We start from the raw sequence: 21,040 nt of genomic DNA on the forward strand, positions 1-21,040 counted from the left end.
TGTTTGGGAGGTGGACGCAAAGAAACGTCCTTCGAATTTCAAAGGACGTTGAGTGTGTGGAGAACCCGCTTCGCGTAGAAAACTCTCTGCATACGCCGGTGGGGTATATCCCTCCAGCCGCTCTTGAAACCCGTGAACTTGATTACAATTAGCGGTATTTTCACGGGTTCCAAAGGCGGACGTAAACTCTTACAGGATATACCCCACCTCTATTTGTCTGAGTTTTTCTACTTCCAGGATTTCTCAACCACGCTGAACGTCCTTCGGATTTAAAGGACGTTTCTTTTATAATGGAGAGCTAGGGGTAGCAAGCATTTCAATGTTGCTCGATCAGCTTGGCGTGGAGTACAAGTCTCCCCTTTGCAGGGTCGAGTGTATAGTCGCAGGTTGAGAGCGTGAGGATGCGGTCATCCACCCCGAGGACGGTGTCTGTTTTGTACAGTGACCGTTCCCGGAGGCTTTGCAGGAAAGCTGCGTATTCCTGTTCGTTTTCGAACCCGGTCTGAATATAATTCAAGTCCGCAGTCGCAGGGTAGACGGAGAAAATCTCGGCCCGATAGCTGTGATACAAAGTATCGTATTGAAAAGTGGGGTTGTTCCTAAAAAAATCTTCTTCTAGGAATTTCTTCAAATCACCGAACATGGAGCCGTCCTTCATGCGATGGCCGTAAATCACCGTGTTCGGCTGAGCCTTGCCGATATCGTTGCGAAAGTCGAGGAAAATGCTGCCGGCGCTCGCCTCCTCGCCCTTATAGTTCCGGTTCAAATAATAGGCGTTGTCCTTTCCTTGGACAACTGGATAATCGATTGCCGTATTCCCGATTCGGATCCAGCCGACCACGTCCGGATTCGCGTCGAGCAGAGCCTTAAATTGAGCGCGGGCCTCCTTCGGGGCTTCTACAGCATCAATTGGAGGCTCCACGGCCTCAACATGAGGCGGCTGAGGCTCGGCGTGCCCGTACAACTGCCGGGCTTCGGCCATCACGACCCGGTTGTCATGGTAGCTTCGGAGAATACCGGTTAACTCATACCCGGAAAACAGCATCAGTCCCAAGCAGAGCGGCGTCAGCCATCTTCGAACGTTCAACTCATCACCTCAATACCGGTCAAATGCCGACGGGAATCATGTACAGCCCCGCAGCTTCTTCATGCTTGACGATCACATCCACGCCATAGATCGTCTTGATCGAAGCTTCCGTAATGACTTCGTCCGGCGGGCCTTGCATCTGAATTTCGCCGTTCTTCATTACGATCAAACGGTCGCTGTACCGGATCGCCTGATTGATGTCGTGCAGCACCATGACAATCGTCAGGCCGTGATCGGCATTCAGCTTTTTGATTAACTCCAGTAGCTCAATTTGGTAATAAATGTCAAGAAATGTGGTCGGCTCATCCAAAAACAACATCGGCGTGCTTTGCGCCAACGCCATCGCTACCCAAGCTCTCTGCCTCTCGCCCCCGGACAATTGATCGAGCGTCGCCTGACGCTTTTCCAGCAGGTTCGTGCAGGACAGCGCCCACTCGACAGCCTTGTCGTCCTCCTCGCTAAGCGGGGCTAGCATGCTCCGATGCGCGATCCGGCCAAAGCCCGCCAGCTTCTCCACGGTGATGTCGTGGGGCGCGTCGTTCTGCTGGTGGACGACAGCCAGCTTCCTGGCCAGCTCCTTCGGCTTGTAGCTGCAAATCGCCTTGCCGTCCAGCACGACCTGTCCGCTGTGCGGAGCGTAGTTTTGCGACATGACGCCGAGCAGCGTCGACTTGCCCGATCCGTTCGGGCCGATAATGGTCGTGATTTTGCCAGGCTCGATCCGGCCGTTCACCTGTTTGAGCTGATCACGCTTCTTGTCATACGAAAAGCTGACTTGATGAATTTCCAACTTAATGTCCATGGACCCGATCACTCTTCCTAAGCAGAAATATCAAGAAAGGCCCCCCGATCACCGTCATAATAATCGAGGCCGGAATTTCGGCAGGCGCCAGCACTGTTCGTCCGAGCGTGTCCGCCGTCAAGATCAACAAAGCCCCCGCCAGGGCGGAAAACGGAATAAGCACCTTATGATCCGAACCGACGAGCAGCCGGGCAATATGGGGAACGAGCAGTCCTACAAAAGCGATAAGCCCTCCGATGGCCGTAGCGACGGCCGCCAGCAGGACGGCGACGGCGGAGATCAGCAGCCGGGCGCGCGAGACGGGAAGGCCGACGTTCCGGGCCGATTTGTCCTGCAGCGCAAGCACGTTGCACCAGGAGCACAGCAGCAGCGAGAGAACGAGACCGGCGGTACCGTAGATGAGCATCACTTCGACGTCGCTCCACGTTTTCAAGGGAAACGTAGACGTCGTCGCCTGATTGACGCTGGTCACCGCATAGCTGCCTCTATAGTTAAACGATTGTCCCAAGCCGGTAAACATCGCATTGATGGCGATCCCTACAAGAATAATCCGAATCGGACTGAGGCCCGATTTCCAAGAGAACGAATAGACCAGAAAGCATGCTAAAGCGCCGCCCATAAAAGCAAAAAACGGCAGCCAAAAGAAAAGGCCCGGGAATAAAGAGACCATCAAGATGGAAACAAACCCGGCTCCCGAAGAGATGCCGATCACGCCGGCGTCCGCAAGCGAGCTTCGCATCACGGCTTGCAGAAGCACGCCCGATACCGCCAATGCCGCTCCGACGAACAGCGCGACGATGATCCGGGGCAGACGCAGGTCGCGGATGACTTCCACTTTCTTGTTCGCGCCGGTAACCAAGCCTTGAATCAGCTCAAAGCCGCCGACCTTGATACTGCCCGTCGTTGCGGATACGATGACCATGACGACGAGCAAAAGGATGACGGCCGCCAGGCTCCAAATCGTTTTGTTCATGTGCAAACGTCCTCTGTCGCTCCATAGTTTACGGGTACAGCATGTTCGTCACAACGTCCAGCGCTTCGATCGCCGCCAAATTTCCCGTCGTTCCGAACAACCGTTCCTCCAGATCGTATACCCTGTTGTTTTTTACCGCATCGAAGTGCTTCCAAATGTCGTTTTTCTTAAATTCTTTATCGAACATTTTGACGACCTCTTCCGGCATCCCGTGAGCCGCCCGCAAAATGACGTCCGGGTTCGCCTGCTGGAGGTATTCCGTATTGGAGGCCAAATATTCCACTTTTTCGCCCTGTATAACATTTCTCCCGCCGGCCAGCTTCACCAGATCGCCAATGTACGAGTTCTCCGTCGCTACCAGATAGCTGCCCGGCACGCCAAGCAGAATAAGCACGGACGGTGACGCTTTGCCCGCGATCCGCTGCCTGATTTCGGCGAGCTTCTTGTCGTATTGGGCTACGATCGCTTCGGCCTGCTTCTGCCGCCCATATTTGCCGCCCAACGTCTTGATGGCCTCATTCATTTTGCCCAGACTGGTCAGATCGAGAAAGTTCGCTTCGATTCCCGCGTTCTTGAATACAGGCTCCAAGTCGTATTGCAAGGTCGTCACGGATAACACGTCCGTCGGATCAAGCGACTTCACAAGCTCTATGTTCGGGCTCATCGGATTGCCTACTTGGGGCAAGGACGCATACCGTTTGGGCAGCTCCTTGTAGCTGGTCGGAATCCCGACCAAATCGACCTCAAGCGCATCCATGATTTCCGCAGCCGCCACCGTCGTGGCGATGACCCGATGCTCCGGCTGCGTCTTGGCCGCCTCCGGGCCTGCGTTCGCAGCAGCGGTACCATCGGTGTTCGCCTTCGCCGAGCAGCCTGTTACGAGCAGCAGAAGGACGATTGCAGCGCTTAGCCCTTTGCACCATTTGCCCACCTTCGCGATTCCTCCTTTCTAAAAAAATTACGGAGGACGCCGGTTACCCGACATCCCCGCTTATCCCATTTTTGTTTCAACCGCCATTACTTGGCATGGTTCAGCATTTTCAATACCAGGTTCACTGCTTCGACCCGTGTTACGTTCGCATGCGGTGCGAAATGGTTGTCGTAGCTTGCGCCGACGATTTCGAGCTTATGGGCCGCATCAATGTAGGGCTGCGCCCATGGCGCAATTTGTCCGGCATCCGCGAACGGAAGAGACGCATTCGCTGCAGGCTCGATCTTCAGGGCGCGCACGATCATAACGGCCATTTCGGTCCGGCTGACATTCCGGTCGCCCGAGAACGTTCCGTCCGCATAACCGCTGATGATGCCCGAGCTCACGACGCTGGCCAAGTTCTCCTTAGCCCATGCGGGAATGCTGTCGAGGTCGGCGAAATTCAATTCGCCCTGCTCCCCTTTCAGCTTGAGCGCCCGGCTGATCATCGCCGCCACTTCGGCCCGACTTGTCTCGTTATCCGGACGGAACGTGCCGTCCTCATAGCCGTTGACGATGCCCAGAGCCGCAGCCCGCTCGATCAGAGCTTTCGCCCAGTGGTCTTCGATATCGGTCAGCTTCGCAGGTGTGATCGCCTCCACCGCAGGCTTGGCTTCCGCTTTAGGCTCTTCCTTCTTCTTCTCTTCTTCCTTCTTGACAGGCTTGATGCTGTCAAGATCGAACGTCATATCCACGGTGTATACCCGGTTGTATTTGTCCGGCCAGTCCATCTTGATCCGGGCTTTTTTCGTGCTCGCATCCTTCACTTCGAACTGAACAACCCGGGTATTTTCTTTTTCATTGGAAGATACCACTTTGACATCGGCAAACGGATCGGCATCCTTCTCGACTTGATCCTGCTCGACCTGGATCATCGGCATTTCTTTGCTTTTGTTCACGGTGAAGGTGACGAGCTTCTTGCCGTCATCCTGAACTGTCAGGTTGGCAGGATGCTTCACGAGATCGTTGATGAACGATTTTTTCGGTGCATTCTTATCTGCCTTCTTATCCGCTTTATTGTCTTCCGTCTTCGTTTGCTCCGAGCTGGCTTCCGTGTCAAGCAGCGCATAGTCCATCGTATACTCGCCGGCTTTCAGCGAATTGGGGAACGGCTTGGCGTTCAGGACTTTGGACAAGTTGCCGTTAAGCTCCTTCAGGCTGCTTTTGTCAAACGCAATGTGCACGTCATAGGAATGGAAATAGTTGAACGCTGCCCAATCGACCTTGACCCAGCCTTTCACTTTCTCATCCAGATTCGGCACTCGGAATTTCACGATCCGCGTGTTCTCTTTCTCATCGGTGCTGACCACGGTCGTGTCGGTCAGACTTCCGCTTTGCTCGACTTTGAACTCGGTAATTTCCTTGCTCTGCTTGAGCACAATCGAGACGTATTGCGTACCGTTCTCCACTTTTAAGCTGCCCGGCGTTTTCACGTAATCCTGCATTACGGATTTAGTATCGGTGCCGTACTTCAACACTTTAAAATCAATAGTGTACGTACCGTCGGCAAGTCCGTTCGGGCTTTTTGCCGGCACGTTCGGGTTCACCGGCCCGGGTCCTCCGGGCGAAGCAGGCACGAGGTTGTTCAAGGCAATGCGGAACGAACGCTCCTCTGCTCCGTTATCCTTCGCCACCGCCAGCTTGACGAGATAGGTGGCGGCCAAATCGTCGATTTCGTATCGGACATCTGCCGCACCCGCAGCTAACGTACGGGCAGTTTCAGGCTCCGGCGACGTTGGCGCTTCTTGCGCCGGAATATCCCGGGTTGTCCCGTCGGCGTGCAGTAATTGGAAATTCGCAATCGCTACACCGTTTTTCCGTTGGAACGAGAGAAATTTTTTTCCGTCGTGAACGGTTAATTTCCCGGTATGTTCAAGATACGAGCTTACGGACGAGCCGAAACGGTCGCCGGAGATGACGACGAGATCGAAGCTGTATTGCCCGTTTGCGACGTTCACCGGAGTGCGGGGGCTTGTCACGACCGCAGCTTTAAATCCGGCAATCGCCGTCTCCAGAGCGCTGGCGGCCTGATCCACCTGTCCTTGCTCCGCTTCTTCCAGACCGGCTGTGGCTTGGGCCTGCCGGATCGCCGCATAAAGCGCGTTCTTGGCTCCATTGGCATATTGACCCGGGAACGTTCCTTCGACCGCTGCGTTATGCAGCGCCTCGGCCTCTGCGATCAGCGCGTTCAATTTCCCTTTCTGAGCCGGGCCCGCTTGAATGGCGAGCGTATGCCAGCTGCCGTCTACCTTAAGCTGTCCGTTATGATTGTTCACCACGACGTCGCTTAACGCAACAAGCGCATAAGTCGCCTGTGTCACCGATTGCGCCTGAAAAGTGAGCGTGATGTACCGATTGTTCACCGGCAAAGGCCGCACGCCTTCGTCCAGGCTGGTCGACAAGCGGACTTGTCCGGGCGCGATCTCGTACTGCTCCGTGAGGCGAAGGCCGTTGATCATCGGGGACGCTTCAACCAACTTCAGCTTGGCCGGATCGAAGCCCAGCGTCAGCCCTTGCGTATACACCTGCTCGTATACGCTGTTCGTCACGCCGCTCACCCCGAACGTCAGCTTCAGCTGCTGTCCGGCTTTCACGGCCGCAGGTCCCGTCAGTTCGGAGGACGGGATTTTCTCGGCGTTTGCGGAGTCGAACTTCAAGCGGATTTTGTGCGTTTTTTGGTAAGGCTGTCCGTTGTACGAGGTTTCCACCCGCACCTCTGCATTCACGAGAGCGGTCAGATCGCTCACTTCAAATTCCACCACCCGGGTGTCGTCCGCCGCATTGCGGCTCGCCACGGTAGCATCGAGCAGCACGCCGCCCTGCTCCACCTTGAATTGCGGAATGATCGAGCTCTGCTTCACCGTGAAGGATACCTTCTTGCGCCCCTGCTGAACCGTAAGCTTGCCCGGTTTAGCCAAGTACGAATCCATGCCCGACGTCTGATCCGCCGTCGCATGAAGCGCCGTAAACGGAAGGCGGTATACGCCGTCCTTCGCGGGGTCCGGATTCGCGGTATTCACCGATGCCTTGAACGCATCGAGGGCCGCTTGCAGCGCAGCAGCAGCCTTGTTCAGCTGCGCCTGCGTAGGCGATGCGCCGTCGGCGACAGCCTTGGCTTGCGCAATCGCCGAGCTCAATTTGCTCTTGGAGCCTGCGGGATACTGCCCCTTCAGGCTGCCTTCCACGGCGGCATCATGCGCCGATTGCGCTTGGGCGACGAGCGCCGTCAGCCGGCTCTTGTCCCCCGGCTCCGCCACGAGGGTGTCCGTATCGAAAACGATGCGAACGGTATAATAATTGTCGTAGACGAAGTCGGGCATGCCCGGCAAGCCCATAATTTTCACATGGATCTTGGCATTCAGCTTAGCCGACACATCCGGCACTTCGAACTTCACGACTCTCGTATTCTTGACTTCGTCCCGGCTTACGACTTCCGCATCGACGAATTGTCCGTTGTTCTCCGTCTTGAAATATTGCCACCAGCTGCTGTTAAGCAAAGTGATGGATGCGAATTGCTTCCCGTCCTTCACTTCCAGCTTGGCCTGAACCGGCTTCGGAAGGTAATCGTTCACCATCGACGGCTCGTCTTTATCTTCCTTCAGCACGGTTAAACCGATCGTATAGCTGCCCTCCTCAAGCGAGGGGGCCGCACCGGCGAGCGGAATTTGGACCGCAGCGAGAAATACGAAGACGGCTAGAAAAACGGATAAAGCTTTCTGTACTATCCTGCTCAAAGTCATAACGCTCCTTTGTTGTCTCGTAAATAAACCGGGGATCAAGCTCCCCTTGCTTTCCTGGCCGCAGCGGATTACAGATGCTTCTTAGCTACAATGACGCGCCTGGATGACTTGCTTATTGCGGTTTAATGGTGCTCGTATTGTATTGAATTTGAACGTTGTACTTGTGGTCGTAAGGGAACGGCAGCGTTGTAATTTTCACATGCGTGTACACGTTCGTTTTGGCCGTCAAATCGGATACCGGGAATTTAACGACGCGGGTGTTGGCTGCCGGGTCCGTGCTTACCACGGTCGCGTCAACGTAGCTTCCGTTCTGTTCGGTTTTGAAAAATTGAATCCAATCGCTGTTTTTCAAAGTAACCGAGACGAATTTGTTGCCGTTGACCACTTCCAGCTTAGCCGGCTTCTGGAGATAGCCGTCCATGGTGGACGTTTGGTTGGTTTGATCCTTCAACACGGTGAATTCAACCGTATAAGTTCCGTCAGCAAGCGCAGGATTGGCTCCGGCCAGCGGGGCTTGAACGAATGTCAGCAGCGCAAACATCATCATAAATACGGCAATAGCTTTAGTAAATTGCTTTCTCAAAGGGATTCTCTCCTTTTAGGGTCTAGTGGTTTTGGAGGCTGCGGACCAGATAGCATGCTGAAATGAAGAACAAAGCTGTAAAGAAAGCAAGGGGCGCTTTATCCCCGGTTTGCGGGTTGTCGGCTGACAGCATCACTTTGTCCGCCGGCTGCTTGGCGGCGTCGGCTGCCGCCACAGGCTTCGTGCTCGCTGCCGGAGCTGTGTTCTCCGCCTTAACGGCGGCATCGGCTTTCGCTTCCGGCTTTACGCTTGCTGCCGGAGCTGTTCCATTCTTCTCCGCCTTCACGGCATCGGCCTTCGCTTCCGGCTTCACGCTTGCTGCCGGAGCTGTCGTACCGGCCTTCGCGCCTTTGTCGGCGCCGGTTTTCTCCGCAGCCGAAGTCGAAACACCAGTTTTATCGGAGGCTGGTTTGGCCGCCGATTCGACTTTTTTTAACTTCTTCGTGTCGAAAATAAAGCGGATCGTGTAATCATGGTCGTAGTTAATCGATTCGACTGTCACATGAATTTTGGAAAGCAGCGGCTTGGACAAATCGTCAAGCTTGAATTCGACGACTCGGGTATCTTCCTTCTCATCGCTCTTGATCACTTTCGCATCGGCAAAATCGCCTTTCTCAGGCACTTTGAACATGGTGATCCATTTGCTGTGGTTCATTTGAATTTGCGCGGTGATTTCGCCTTTTTTCACCTGCAAGGTCGCCGGTTTCTCGAAATAATCGTTCGCCATCGAAGCCGACTCGTTTTCCGCCTTGACAATGGTGTAGTCAATCGTATACGTACCGTCGGCCAAATCGGACGCAGCTTGCGCTCCCGGCGCAAAGAACAGGCTCAGGATGAAAGCCAGCGTCAAAAACAAAGAGGGTAAAGCTAATGACCTTTTCACGTTGTACGGGCTTCCTTTCCGGTTAGTTTACGTTGATAATCGTTATCATCAATATTGATTATCATTCTCAATTAGAACTCAAAAAAAATGATCCCTTCCGGCTTCTTCAGTTTTTCTTTTCGCAATTTTCTGAACATGGCATCCCTCCCTTATTTCAATTTTGGAAATATTTAGACGAAATTTTATCCGACAGGTTGATCTTATTCCAGATTCAAGGAAATTGTCAACCCATATTATTGGCAGCAACCAAAAATTTGGTTATTCCACCGGCCCAAAAATAAATTTTGGATAAATTCCCCAACCTCCCATTGACATTGAAAGTGATAATCATTATCATTTGTAATCGATCATAGATTATCATATCCGGCTCCGCCAGATAGGAGGACGCAAGTGAAACGATTGTGGCATATAGGCATGGCTGTTCTGCTGCTCGGGGCGGCCGGATGCAGTCCGGGGCCGGCCGCCGGCAGCGGTGCCACGGCAGCACCGTCCGAGGCGAAGCAGTCTGCTGCGAAGGCGGCCGATACGAAGCTATTCGTCCAAGATTTTGCCGGACGCAGCGTGGCCTTCCCTACCGTCCCAACCAAAATCGCCGCATTAAGCAACGGCGATGTGGATATTATTTATGCGCTGGGCGGCAAAGTCGTAGGCCGGCCGACGTCGGCAGGTCCGGCAGCCGTCAAAGAAGCGGCTGGCGCAGAGCAGATCGGCAGCACCCACGGCATCGATCTCGAAAAAATCGCAGCGCTCGATGCGGATGTCGTGCTCGGTAACCACCCCTTGAACACGAAAGACATCCCTTCGGTTGAAGGCATCGGCTCCAAGATGCTGTTGACCTCCGCCAATTCGATCGACGATATCAAGAAGCAGATCGCCTTGTTCGGCCAGCTGCTGCGGAAGGAAGACAAAGCCCGCGAGCTGAACGAAAGCATCGATGCGAAGCTCAAGGAAATCGGTTCCGGCTCGACTGGCCCCAAGCCGAGGGTCTTGCTCGTTTACGGCGCTCCGGGCACCTACATGGCTGCGCTGGGCAATTCCTTAAGCGGCGATATTCTGGCGAAGGCCGGAGGGGAAAATATTGCTGCGGACTATCCGAAGCTGGAAAACTACCCGCAGTATGCTCAATTGAATACCGAAAAAATTATCCAATCGAACCCGCAGCTGGTTCTGTTGATGAGCCACGGCAATCCCGAGAAGGTCAAGGACGGATTCCTGAAGGAAATGCAGCAAAATGCCGCCTGGAACAGCCTGGATGCCGTCAAGCATAACCGCGTAGAGGTGCTGCCGTCCGACTTGTTCGGCACGAATCCCGGCACCCGGGTCATTGAAGCGCTTGACCGGCTGAAAGCCTTGCTTCAAGCCGTGAAGTGACGCCCGATGAATAAACAACAACGTCTCTTGAGAAGAAAGCTGCTATGTATTGCAGCCCCGATCCTTCTCCTCGCCGTCGCTTTCTATGGCATCGCCTACGGGTCCGTCTCTCTGTCGCTTCAGGAGGTATGGACGGTTTTTACGGCAAACGGCCCGCCTGCGCACGAGAAAATCGTCATGAATCTAAGGGTTCCCCGCGTGCTCGTCGGCATGCTGACCGGCGCATGCCTGGCCGCAGCCGGTGCGTTGCTGCAGGGCGTGATGAAAAATCCGCTGGCCGATCCGGGCATTATCGGCGTCTCGGCGGGCGGAGGCCTTGCTGCCATCATGGCGATGATCGTGTTTCCGCAGCTCAGCTATTTGCTGCCTGCTCTCGCTTTTCTGGGGGCGCTGATCACCTCTGTGGTCATCTATGGGCTGGCGTGGAATAAAGGGGCCTCGCCTCTCAAAATCATTTTGGCGGGCGTCGCGATCAATGCGCTGCTGGGCGCCGTAACCAACGGGCTGATGGTGACGTACAGCGACCGGGTGCAAGCCGTTCTGCCCTGGCTCGCAGGCGGGCTAAGCGGCCGCAGCTGGCATCATCTGCAGTTCATGGCGCCCTACGCCATCACGGGGCTAGCTTTGTCCGTCCTTGCGATCAAGCCGGCCAACCTGCTGCTGCTCGGAGACGACGCAGCCAAGCTGTTGGGCCAAAAGGTGGAGGTGCAGCGCCTGCTGCTGATCCTGCTGTCGTCCTTATTGGCCGGGGCAGCCGTCAGCGTCGCCGGGTTGGTCGGCTTTGTCGGCCTGGTCGTGCCCCATGCCATCCGGCTGCTGGCCGGCGAAGATTACCGCTTCCTCCTCCCGCTTTCCATCGTGGGAGGCGCAGCGCTTGTCGTGCTGGCCGATACGATCGCGCGCTCGTGGTTCGACCCGATCGAGCTGCCCGTCGGCATTTTGCTCGCAGGTCTGGGGGCGCCGTTCTTTTTATTTTTGCTGAAGAAACGGGGAATCGTGTGATGACCGCCACCGCTATTCATACGGACCATCTGGAATTCCATGTCGGCGCCTTCCGGCTTCGGGACGTTACGGTGTCGATCCCGAAAGGCAAGCTGACAGCTATCGTAGGGCCTAACGGCTCCGGAAAATCCACTTTATTAAAAATTATAGCGCAATTGCTGAAAGCCGATCAGGGAGAGGTGTACGTTCATAACCGGCAGGCCAAGATCTATAAATCGATGGAGTTTGCCCAAACCGTAGCGATGCTCACCCAATCCAAAGGCCAGCTTCCCGAGCTGACCGTGCGGGAACTGGTCGCTTACGGCCGCTCCCCATACAAACGTATGTTCGATCGCATGACGGCGGACGACGAGCGGATTATCGATTGGGCTCTGGACATAACGGGCACCGCAAAGGCAGAGCAGCAAATGTTCCACACTTTATCGGGAGGTGAGCAGCAAAAAGTCCGGATCGCCATGGCCTTGGCCCAAAAAACGAATATTCTGCTGCTGGATGAGCCTACCACTTATCTGGATCTCGCCCATCAGCTCGATGTGATGGAAATGCTGCAAAGGATCAATGAGACGCACCGGCTGACGATTGTCATGGTGCTTCACGATCTCCAGCAGGCCGCCAATTATTGCGATTATCTCATCGCGATGAAGCACGGACGCGTGGTAGGGTCCGGCAATCCGAAAGAAATCATCAATCCGCAATTTTTGCAGGACGTGTACGCCATCGAAGCCAAAGTCGCCTTCGACGACGACTATCCTGTCATCATCCCGATTCGAAAAACCTGTAAACCTAAGGAGGAAATCATATGGTCATTGTAACGAATACGTCCCACATCACGAAGGGCAACGCGCATAAGCTGATCGAACGGTTCGACAAGGTCGGAAAAGTGGAATATATGGAAGGCTTTCTCGGCCTGGAGGTACTGCTGACGGAAAATACGCCCGAATACGACGAAGTGACGATCAGCACCCGCTGGAACAAAAAAGAGGATTTTCAAGCGTGGACCCACAGCGAAGCGTTCCGGGAGGCGCACTCCCACCGCGGAGGCATGCCGGATTATATTATTTCCAACAAAATCTCGTTCTATGACGTCAAACGTAAGACAACCTATCGCCGCCGGCTGATGCGGCCGGAATGCAGGAGAGAGCGACCGCTTAGGCGGCCGCCCTCTCCATTTTTTTACTTCACAAAAGGAAACAACAGCTTCTGGTTGTCCGACCAGAACATGTTGTCCTGATCGATTACCTTCGTTCCGGTATCGAAGCGGGCGGGCACTTTCTTGCCCTCCAAGGCTTCCACCGCATATTTGACGCCCAGATAGCCCATGCTGAACGGGTTCTGGATAATCGTCGCCTGAATGACGCCTTCCTGCAACGATTCGATGTTTTCGGCCGTGCTGTCGAACGTGACGGCCTTTACTTTTCCTTCCAGCCCCATCTCCCCAATCGCCCGGACAACCTCGATGGACGAAACGGCATGCAGCGCGACGATCCCGTCGACAGGCTCCTGAAGAAGCCGGCGGATTTGCCGGGCGCACGGAGCGGGGTCCGAGGCGCACTCGACCTGCTCCACCACCTTCATCTGGCTGTGCTTGGCGAGCTCGTCCAGCACGCCCTGCTCCCGCTGCTCGGTCGTCCTCACGCTAGGCTTGAAGCCGATCACCGCGATGCGTCCCCGGTTCCCGACGAGCGACGCCATTTTGAGCCCCGCCTTGCGCCCGGCCTCGAAGTTGTCGATGCCGATGAAGCTGCGCACCCGTGGCGAGTCGATCTCCGTGTCGATGGCGATGACCGGCATGCCTCGCTCCGCGGCCTGCCCGGCCGCTTCCGCCAGCGCTTGATCGTCGTTGGCCGCCAGGACCAGCGCATCCCGCTTATAATTGACCGCTTCGTTCACGAGCTGAATTTGGCCCTGCACGTCCTCTTCCTGCTTGGGCGCCCCGACCGACAGCTCGACGCCGAACTCTTTTGCCGCAGCTTCCGCCCCCGTACGCACCGTTTTCCAATAATCGCTGTTATGCGTCTTCAGCACGAGGGCAATTTGCTTCTTCGGCTCCGCGATGTGCGGCTCGGTGTTCTCGCTTCCGCAAGACGGAAGCAGCAGAAGGCAGAGCACGGCTGCAAGCAGCACCGGAACCGTTCGAAACGCTGCGCTTCCCCTTGTCATCGCTCCTCCGCCCCTTCCGTTCGTACGGCCGGAATCCACAGCGTCACCGTGGTGCCTTCCTCCAATTGGCTCTCGATCTCCAGCCCATAGGCCTCGCCATAGCCAAGCCGGATCCGCTCATGCACGTTGCGGAGGCCGACGGAAGAGCCTTCGCCGCTTGCCGCCTCACCCGTCAGCAGCCGTTCCAGCTTGTCCGCCGGGATGCCGAGCCCGTTGTCGATGACCTGCAGCCGCACCTTTTCCCCGACGAGCTCTGCGGTGATCCGGATGAAACCTTCGTCCGCCATCATTTCGATGCCGTGGTAGATCGCGTTCTCCACGATCGGCTGCAAAATCAGCTTCAGTGTCCGACAGCCCAAAACCTCCGGCTCCGCTTCGATTGCGAATTCGAATTTGTTCTTGTACCGCATTTTCTGGATGATCAAATAATTGCGGACATGCTCCAGCTCGTCCTGTACGGAGATGACGGTCTGGCCTTTGCTGAGGCTGATGCGGAAAAACTTCGACAGCGCCGTAATCATCGTAATGACCTCTTCGCTCTTGCCTCCGCCGGCCAGCCGCACGACGGAATTCAGGGTATTATACAGAAAATGCGGGTGAATCTGCGCCTGCAGCACCTCAAGCTCGCCCCTGCGCTTCGCTTCCTGCTCGCGGATGATTTGGCCCATCAGCTCGCGGATACGGGCCACCATATAGTTGAACCGGCGCGATAGCCGCCCTACTTCATCGTCGCCCTGCACCTGGATGTGAATGTCGAACACGCCCTGCTCCACCTTGCTCATCGAACGCTCCAGCCGGCGGATCGGCTGCGAGATTTTGGCCGACATGAACGCCGAAATCAGCAGCACGAAGACGACGACAAACAGCAGCAGCCAGGCGATGAAGCCGCCGATTTCCTTTTTGGCGGTTACGATTTCGTCCATATAAGAAACGCCGATGATTTTCCAGCCGATGTTGTTGACCGTTGCGATGGTGATGAGCCGCTTGTCGCCGCTGGAGGAATCGAGATAGTTGCCGTACGTGTATTTGAGCGCCTGCTCGACATTCTCGTATTTCAGGCCGATATAAATGAGCTGCTGCTGAGGGTGGTACACGATATTGCCTGCGGACTCGTCGATGATGTACACGTAGCCTTTCTTCCCCAGGCTGACCCGGCGGCACAGGTCGTCGATCGTCTTGAAGTTGAAATCGACGAGCAGCACGGCGTTCTGCTTCTGGCCGCCGCGTTCGATCGTGATCTGCTTGCTCATGGACACGACCCACGTGTATTTGCCCTTGTACAGGTTCTGGATGTGCGGCAGCGAGAAGGTCAGATGGTTCGGGTTCTCCAGCGCCGTCTTGAACCAGCTCTGCTCGGTCAGCTTCGTGTTTTTGCGCATGTCCATGACCGGAAGCCCCGCAATCGGCTCGCCGTCCGCCGTAAAAAGCGCCATCGAAACGATATCCGTGCGGCTGTCCAGAATCATCCCGAGCTGATCGGTCAGCCGTTCGCCCGACACGATGGAATTCATCCACACCTTTTGCTCCACGGTCTGAAACACCTGCGACATATTTTGCAAGTAATTTTCGAGGTTGTATTTGACCTGCGCGACGATCTGTTCATTGCTGAGAAACGTGTTCTGCTCCGCCGTCTTCGTAAATTTGTTGTACAGCATCACGCTGACGAACGCTATAACAAGAAGCGTCAGCAGCGTAAACGATGCGGTGATGATCACCTGAATGCTCTTGACCTTCCACGTGTAGACAACGGATGCGGCCATTCGCCGAAGCCCCCGGGCCACCCACTTCATCCGCGCTGTCCCTCCACGGCGGCGCTGCGGTATTCCTTCGGCGAGACGCCGACATGCTTGCGGAAGCTGAAGCTGAAGTAGTTCGGCTCCGCGTACCCGACCCGTTCGGCGATCTCGAACGCTTTGAGGTCGGTCGTCCGCAGCAGCTCTTTCGCCGCTTCCATCCGAATGTGCATCAGGTAGTTCACGAACGTCATTTTCGCTTCTTTCTTGAAAATGCTGCTGAAATAGCCGGCACTAATGTGCAGATGGCTGCACACTTTCTGGATCGAAATATCCGTCTCGTGGTAATGGCTCTTCGTATAGTCGATCGCCTGCTCCACCAGCGATTTGTACGCATACTGCCGCTGGCTCGCGATGCTGTTCATGATGGCTGTGCACAGCCCAAGAATGCGGTTCTTCGCTTCCTGCAGGCTCGCGAACTTGTGCAGCTCCGCGAACGGCACGAAGTCCGTCCCAAGCACCGCATCCAAATCGACGTTCGCGTCTTTGGCCGCTTTGAGGATGGCGGTTAACATTTCCATCAAGTAAATCTGATAATCCTTAAACGACACCTGCGTTTCGCCGATGCCGTGAAACAAGCCGTCCACCGTCTCCTGAATTTCCTGCGGGGTGCCGACCTTCAGACAGCGGATCAGCGCATGCTCCTTCAATTCGTCGAAGCGCAGCTTCTCGACGAAACGCGTCTCCACGTCGTCGATGCAAATGATCCGGTTGCTGCCGAGAATGCCGCGGTAATCGAGCGCCAATACCGCATCCTTGTACGAATAGGACACGTCCGTCAGGTCGCCGCATACGGTGCCGACGCCGATCGTGACGGTAAATTTCAAATATTTCGCAATGCTCTGCCGGATGTCCTCCAGCGCGGTAAGCGTTTTCTTAAGCGCAGAAGCTTCGCCCTCCTGGACCTGTCCGGCTACCGTCAAAAGCACCAAATAATCGTTGTGCAAAAATACCCGGCCCATGCGGTGCTTCTCGACGATTTCTTCGGCAATGTTCAGCACGGCGAAGCGTTTTAGCTCTGTGTCCTTCGAAGCTCTCAGCGAGGCTTCGGCTGCTCCCTCCGTATCCTCGCCGGTATCCATGCTGATGACGGATACGACGTAGGCGTCCGCCGCCAGCTCCAGATCGTAGCTGCGGCATTTTTCCTCGATTTCGCGCCGCGGCAGCTTCCTCGCGACCAGCGAAGCCAGAAAAACCTCGCGCAGCACGGGCAGACTTCTGCGGTAGTGCTCCTGCAGCGTCTGGACGTTTTCCTTCTCCGCCGCTTCTTCGTCAATCCGGCGCTTGATCTTCGCCAGCACGTCGATCAGCTCCTGCGCCGAATACGGCTTGAGCACATATTCGTCGATATGCAGCTTGACCGCTTTTTGCGCGTATTCGAACTCGTCGAAGCCGGTCAGGATGACGATCTTCGTCGCCTCATACCGCTGCCTGATCCACGCCGCCAGCTGCAGCCCGTCCATAAACGGCATGCGGATGTCGGTGACGACCACGTCCGGCACCTGCCGTTCGAACAGCTCCGCCGCCTCCTGACCGTTTTCCGCGGTTTCGATCACTTCGAATCCGTGGCGGGCCCAGTCGATCTCCCGCAGGATGCCTTCCCGCACATCTTCTTCGTCTTCCACAAGCATGAGCTTATACATCGGTCACGGCCTCACTTTGCGCCGCTGCGGGAGCTCTGCCTCCCGGCTTCGGCAAGTTTCGAAATCTCGTGATAACAATGTACCAGAAGGGCGACCCGTTTGAAAAGTGGAGGATATAGGTCCCCGCTACTTCCGGCACACCGCCACGCCGATAAAATACCGGATTCCGTCCCGCGGCTTCTCGAAGGTCACTCCGCGCTGATAGTAAATGTCCACCTCGGCAAAGCCGGTGAACAGCTCCTCGAACTCGCCCGGTGTCAGCTGGTGAACATGAAACGGTTCGCTGGTCGGCATGCCCCGCCCCCGGCCGAACGGGCTGGACAGGACCAGAATTCCTCCCGGCTTCAGCATGCGGTAGAGGTTGTCCATGAACGTCCGGTCGTCCTTCAGATGCTCGATCGTTTCAAAGCTCAAGATCGTATCGAACAGGCCGAGCCGCTCCGGAAGCCCCGGGTCGGTCGCGTCCCCTTGCACGTACGTCACTTTCTGATGATGGTACTCCCGGCTTGCATACCGCAGCGTCTCCTCATCGTTATCGACGGCGACGATCTCCGTCACTTCCCGCTTCCGTTCCTTGGCCGTCATATGGCTCCCGTATCCGGTTCCGCACGCAATATCCAGTACCCGTCCCTGCACATAAGGAGCGGCAAAATAATATCTCGCGATATGCTCCAGCAGCATACCGTTCGTCGGCTTCATCTGCTTGGGAATAATTCGCTCTCCCGTCCATTCGAGCAACTTCATCACCTCACTCGGAAGCTAAAAAAAAGACCGCCCATCCAAGTTAGCAACTTGAACAGCGGCTGTCAAATTCGTGCCTATTCCTCTTGCCCGGCGTTAGCCGGACGCTGATCCAGCGCCGAGTTCGCCAAAGCTGGCAGCATTCTCGTATCGCTGACCATGGGGGACTGGCACAACGGACATGTCGGCTTATGCTCGAACATAAAATTATCCCGCATCCACCCGTTGCAGTCTTCTTTCGTACAGGACCAGATTTTGGTCTCTTCCTTGGGGATCTCCTCAAACATCTTTTTACGATAATTCATGGCCATTCCCCTTTCCGATCGCAATACTAAAAGAAAAACCGCCCCTAACTTGCGTTAAGAGCGGGCTTGTTGCTTAGTAAACTTTTACAACGTTCTCGGCTTGCGGTCCGCGGTTGCCTTGAACAACGTTGAACTCAACGCGTTGGCCTTCGTCCAGGGACTTGAAGCCTTCGCCTTGGATCGCGCTGAAGTGTACGAATACGTCGCTGCCGCCTTCAACTTCGATGAAGCCGTAGCCTTTCTCTGCGTTAAACCATTTCACTGTACCTGTTTGCATGGGTGTGACCTCCACAATTAATAAATTTAATATGCTCATTTTTAACCAAAATTAAAAAATTCACACATTGAAAAAAGTATCATGTAAAAAATGTCACCTTTTTCAATATGTGAATTCCGGTTTCATTTATAAACATTTATTTCATTTTACCACATTCCGTACGTAAAGGCAAATATCGCCGTCAACAAAAATAAGCTGCAATTATTAAGAATTATTTAGAAAAAAGAACTAACTTTTGGGGAAGCGCCTGCCGATAGATACAAAAGAGCAATTTAAAATTTACTGTTGTTAATGGAGGAATCGCTGTGGATTATACTACACCGCAACATCAAAACAAGAGTCCGAAAAGCTTCGTAGCCGCGCTGCTTCTGGCTTTCTTCTTAGGATCGCTTGGCGTTCACCGCTTCTACGTAGGCAAGGTTGGAACCGGCATCCTGATGCTGATTACCTTGGGCGGCTTCGGTGTCTGGACATTGATTGATTTTATCATGATCGCCGTTGGGAGTTTTACTGATTCCGATGGCAGACCTATCAAGAATTAATTCTCATCGCCTCATAATTGACCCAAGAAACTGCTGCTGTGCGGCAGTTTTTTTTCATTCGCTCTTGTCCGGGAAGTGGAGAGTGGAAGCAATTAGAAACGATACCGCCAGCAAACAAAAGGGAACGGCGCTGATCAAATAGCGGAACGTGGCCTGCGAATCGGGTCCCGGCTGCTCCCCGCTCACATACCCGAACAGCATCCCGACCACCCAGAAAGCCAACGCCGAGATCAAGCCGCTCGATCGCGTAATAAAGCCGCCGACCGCGGTATAGACGCCCTCTCTCCGGCTTCCGGTCTGCTCGAAGTCCCGGTCGATGATCTGGCTGCTGAGCACGGGCGGCGTCACCAGAAAGCCCGCCAAGCCGAACCCGACCGCAATGCCTGCCGCGATGCCCCCCGCAAGATTGCTGCCGAACCACAGCGGAATGACGGACAGCCCGTACACAGCCAAGGAAAGCCGCCAGCTCCGGACCGCCCCCAGTCTGCGAACGATCCAATACCACACGGCAACCAGCGGAATGACCGATACGAATACGGAGGCAAGCAGCAGGGAGACTTGCGATTCCGGGATGCGCAGAACGTATTTGGCATAAAACGGAATCATCGATCCGATCAGCCCGTTTACCGTCTGCGCGAACGAGTTGGCCAGGTTGAACAACCAGAAGACGCGGTTTTTGAGCGTTTCGCGGAACGCCTCTCGCAGCCGGAGCGGCGGTTCTTGGTGGGCTTCCTCGCTTTCCCTTACGATCGCGGCGCATGGTCGCTTTGCCCGTGGTCTTTCAAAACTTCAGGTGGCAACTTTTATAAACACAGAATTTATGAACAAAATTTCTTGTTAAAAATATCAAGAAGATTTTATCCAATCCAAGACTTCTTTTTTTATATTGTTATAATTTTGAAGTTCATTAACATCCATTGTGAGAAGGCTTAAGGCCTCACTATCCTTGAATCTTAAAGAACCCTCATCGTACTTTTTTTTATTTAGTAGCTCTTTTTGAAATTCAGGTTCATTTGAATACTTGCCGAATTTACTCGAAACAAATAAGAACTTTAATTCATCCTCTTTTCTCTTTTGAAAGCCTTCAGGATATTTCGGATACTTTAAAAAAACGATGTATTCTTTGTTGTTTCTGAATAAAGAGTAACCTTGTACAGAGTAGTAAATTTGATTTTTGATAAAACCCGGTTGATAAATATTTATCGTTTGATTAGTTTGAAGCTGACCTTTTAGAGATTCCTTGATTCTTACTTCTGCTTGAATAGTATAGCTTAATTGTATGTATTTTCCGGTTGGTTCTATTATTGCAATTACATCTGATTGATCACGAAGCTGGGTTAAATCTTCTATTTTATTATCGTAGTAGGAAGATTCAGACTCGCTCAAAATATTAATTTGGGGATTACTTGATCCATCTTGAATACCAGCTAGCTGAATATCATCAGTATAAGACAGTCTTGTACTAATACCAATGAATATACATACTAAAATCAACAGGGGAAAGAAAATGAGCAAAAACTTATTTCTTTTCATCTTGTGCACCTTCTCCTAATCCCGTTTGGTACAATTTTCCTTCACTCATTCTGTAGGAATAATCAGCCAATATCCTTAAATCATCCTTATTATGGCTTGCAATGAGAATTGTTGCACCACGTTTTTTTTCTTCGAGTAGTATAGTTCTTATTTGTTCTATACCATCGTCATCCAGAGCATTCGTCGGTTCATCCAAAATAATTAAATCTGGCTTTTCCATGATGGCCTGAGCGATTCCAAGTCGTTGTTTCATACCTAATGAATACTTCCTTACAGAACGGGAATCCTTCGGATCAAGTCCTACTCGAGTCAAAGCATCTTTTATTTCTTCATCTGAAATTAATTTTTTTATAGATGCCAATACTTTCAGATTATTATATCCAGTATAATCATTCCAAAAGCTTGGCGATTCTATAATTACACCGACGCTTTCGGGAAATGAAATTTCTTTATGCAATGTTTTTCCAAACACAATAATTTGTCCGTGGTCAACTTTAATAAGCCCACTAATAGCACGAAATAACATAGTTTTTCCAGAGCCATTTCTCCCCCAAAAACCATATATTTGCCCTTTCTCTAAGGACAGCGAAATATTGTCTAATATAATATTCCCTTTAATTTTTTTCTCTATTTGT

The 21,040-nt window shown here is 53.7% G+C and carries 19 protein-coding genes and 2 pseudogenes; 5 read left to right on the plus strand and 16 right to left on the minus strand.

From position 1 onward, the window contains the following. Positions 1-316: 316 nt before the first annotated feature. The 7 genes from srtB to isdC form a co-directional block, all read right to left on the minus strand. Positions 317-1,087: a class B sortase gene (gene srtB, locus NI000_RS31105; protein WP_301292777.1), complete on the minus strand. Its 771-nt coding sequence runs from the start codon at positions 1,085-1,087 to the stop codon at positions 317-319. 19 nt (positions 1,088-1,106) lie between these two features. Further along, positions 1,107-1,877, minus strand: a complete 771-nt coding sequence (locus NI000_RS31110; protein WP_253415252.1) for an ABC transporter ATP-binding protein — start codon at positions 1,875-1,877, stop codon at positions 1,107-1,109. Between the two features lies 1 nt (position 1,878). Continuing rightward, on the minus strand, positions 1,879-2,862 hold the full coding sequence (locus NI000_RS31115) for a FecCD family ABC transporter permease (protein ID WP_253415236.1): 984 nt from the start codon (positions 2,860-2,862) through the stop codon (positions 1,879-1,881). Positions 2,863-2,890: 28 nt separating this feature from the next. Next, complete coding sequence (gene isdE, locus NI000_RS31120) at positions 2,891-3,793, minus strand: heme ABC transporter substrate-binding protein IsdE (RefSeq protein ID WP_253415237.1); 903 nt, start codon at positions 3,791-3,793, stop codon at positions 2,891-2,893. 86 nt (positions 3,794-3,879) lie between these two features. After that, positions 3,880-7,566 carry an NEAT domain-containing protein gene (locus NI000_RS31125; RefSeq protein ID WP_253415238.1) on the minus strand — a complete coding sequence of 1,229 codons (3,687 nt, stop codon included), beginning with the start codon at positions 7,564-7,566 and terminating at the stop codon, positions 3,880-3,882. A 118-nt stretch (positions 7,567-7,684) separates the two neighbouring features. Further along, a complete protein-coding gene (locus NI000_RS31130; RefSeq protein WP_253415239.1) occupies positions 7,685-8,155 on the minus strand; it encodes an NEAT domain-containing protein in 471 nt (156 codons plus the stop codon). Positions 8,156-8,177: 22 nt separating this feature from the next. Further along, complete coding sequence (isdC, locus tag NI000_RS31135) at positions 8,178-9,011, minus strand: heme uptake protein IsdC (protein WP_253415253.1); 834 nt, start codon at positions 9,009-9,011, stop codon at positions 8,178-8,180. Between the two features lie 441 nt (positions 9,012-9,452). Between isdC and NI000_RS31140 the strand changes: the two genes are divergently transcribed. From NI000_RS31140 to isdG, 4 genes and pseudogenes are all read left to right on the plus strand, one after another. After that, positions 9,453-10,409 (plus strand): ABC transporter substrate-binding protein, encoded by a 957-nt coding sequence (locus NI000_RS31140; RefSeq protein ID WP_253415254.1) that lies wholly within the window; start codon positions 9,453-9,455, stop codon positions 10,407-10,409. Positions 10,410-10,415: 6 nt separating this feature from the next. Then, positions 10,416-11,411: a FecCD family ABC transporter permease gene (locus tag NI000_RS31145; RefSeq protein WP_253415240.1), complete on the plus strand. Its 996-nt coding sequence runs from the start codon at positions 10,416-10,418 to the stop codon at positions 11,409-11,411. Then, complete coding sequence (locus NI000_RS31150; RefSeq protein ID WP_253415241.1) at positions 11,411-12,223, plus strand: ABC transporter ATP-binding protein; 813 nt, start codon at positions 11,411-11,413, stop codon at positions 12,221-12,223. The genes NI000_RS31145 and NI000_RS31150 overlap by 1 nt, the downstream gene beginning before the upstream one ends. Next, positions 12,211-12,529, plus strand: a pseudogene (gene isdG / locus NI000_RS31155) (heme oxygenase). Before NI000_RS31150 ends, isdG begins: the two are co-directional and overlap by 13 nt. A 55-nt stretch (positions 12,530-12,584) precedes the next feature. Here the strand turns inward: isdG and NI000_RS31160 are convergent. The 6 genes from NI000_RS31160 to NI000_RS31185 all read right to left on the minus strand — a co-directional run bounded on the left by NI000_RS31160 (position 12,585) and on the right by NI000_RS31185 (position 18,330). Then, on the minus strand, positions 12,585-13,571 hold the full coding sequence (locus tag NI000_RS31160) for a substrate-binding domain-containing protein (protein ID WP_253415242.1): 987 nt from the start codon (positions 13,569-13,571) through the stop codon (positions 12,585-12,587). Continuing rightward, positions 13,568-15,361, minus strand: a complete 1,794-nt coding sequence (locus tag NI000_RS31165; protein WP_253415243.1) for a sensor histidine kinase — start codon at positions 15,359-15,361, stop codon at positions 13,568-13,570. The genes NI000_RS31160 and NI000_RS31165 overlap by 4 nt, the downstream gene beginning before the upstream one ends. Continuing rightward, entirely contained in the window at positions 15,358-17,007 is a 1,650-nt protein-coding gene (locus NI000_RS31170; protein WP_253415244.1) for a response regulator transcription factor, read from the minus strand. The genes NI000_RS31165 and NI000_RS31170 overlap by 4 nt, the downstream gene beginning before the upstream one ends. A gap of 126 nt (positions 17,008-17,133) precedes the next feature. Then, entirely contained in the window at positions 17,134-17,751 is a 618-nt protein-coding gene (locus tag NI000_RS31175; protein ID WP_253415255.1) for a class I SAM-dependent methyltransferase, read from the minus strand. A 74-nt stretch (positions 17,752-17,825) separates the two neighbouring features. Next, on the minus strand, positions 17,826-18,053 hold the full coding sequence (locus NI000_RS31180) for a cold-shock protein (protein WP_253415245.1): 228 nt from the start codon (positions 18,051-18,053) through the stop codon (positions 17,826-17,828). 73 nt (positions 18,054-18,126) lie between these two features. Beyond that, the gene (locus NI000_RS31185) at positions 18,127-18,330 is read right to left on the minus strand and encodes a cold-shock protein (protein WP_010495688.1); all 204 of its coding nucleotides are present in this window, start codon (positions 18,328-18,330) and stop codon (positions 18,127-18,129) included. Between the two features lie 305 nt (positions 18,331-18,635). Between NI000_RS31185 and NI000_RS31190 the strand changes: the two genes are divergently transcribed. Then, a complete protein-coding gene (locus tag NI000_RS31190) occupies positions 18,636-18,872 on the plus strand; it encodes a TM2 domain-containing protein (RefSeq protein WP_253415246.1) in 237 nt (78 codons plus the stop codon). Between the two features lie 54 nt (positions 18,873-18,926). Here the strand turns inward: NI000_RS31190 and NI000_RS31195 are convergent. From NI000_RS31195 to NI000_RS31205, 3 genes and pseudogenes are all read right to left on the minus strand, one after another. After that, positions 18,927-19,631: pseudogene (locus NI000_RS31195) on the minus strand (MFS transporter); the annotation flags it as partial. Between the two features lie 87 nt (positions 19,632-19,718). Next, positions 19,719-20,405: a hypothetical protein gene (locus NI000_RS31200; protein ID WP_253415247.1), complete on the minus strand. Its 687-nt coding sequence runs from the start codon at positions 20,403-20,405 to the stop codon at positions 19,719-19,721. Continuing rightward, a partial coding sequence (locus tag NI000_RS31205; protein WP_301292778.1) for an ATP-binding cassette domain-containing protein occupies positions 20,392-21,040 on the minus strand: 649 nt, incomplete at its 5' end. The genes NI000_RS31205 and NI000_RS31200, both read right to left, overlap by 14 nt.

Source organism: Paenibacillus tyrphae, from assembly GCF_024158745.1.
Taxonomy (GTDB): Bacteria; Bacillota; Bacilli; order Paenibacillales; family NBRC-103111; genus Paenibacillus_G; species Paenibacillus_G tyrfis_A.